The sequence below is a fragment of the Psychrobacter sp. CAL346-MNA-CIBAN-0220 genome (assembly GCF_040309805.1).
Taxonomy (GTDB): domain Bacteria; phylum Pseudomonadota; class Gammaproteobacteria; order Pseudomonadales; family Moraxellaceae; genus Psychrobacter.
The window spans coordinates 1-278 of record NZ_JBEOPF010000189.1; the positions used below are offsets into that span (position 1 = coordinate 1).

Genomic DNA, 278 nt, shown 5'->3' on the forward strand with positions numbered 1-278 from the left:
GAGCAATGGCGTTCTAGTGTGACGTTCTCAGGTTTTAGCGCAGATAATGATGTGGCGCTTACCGGTGGTGCAGTTAATAAAGAGGCTTACTCTGGTTACGTTAACTTATTGTTTTCACCTTCAAAGCCACTAACATTTGGGGTTGAGTTTATGCATGCCTTAAATGAACGTGAAGACGGTTCTGATGGCGACCTAAATCGGATTATGTTTTCGGCGAAATATGCTCTTTAGTATTTGAGCAGATAACAAAAAGGCAACCAGATCGGTTGCCTTTTTAG

Annotated in this window: 1 pseudogene; it reads left to right on the top strand. The window is 42.1% G+C overall.

Annotated elements, in window-relative coordinates:
• Positions 1 to 231, top strand: a pseudogene (locus AAEY88_RS13265) (hypothetical protein); the annotation flags it as partial.
• Positions 232 to 278: the final 47 nt, after the last annotated feature.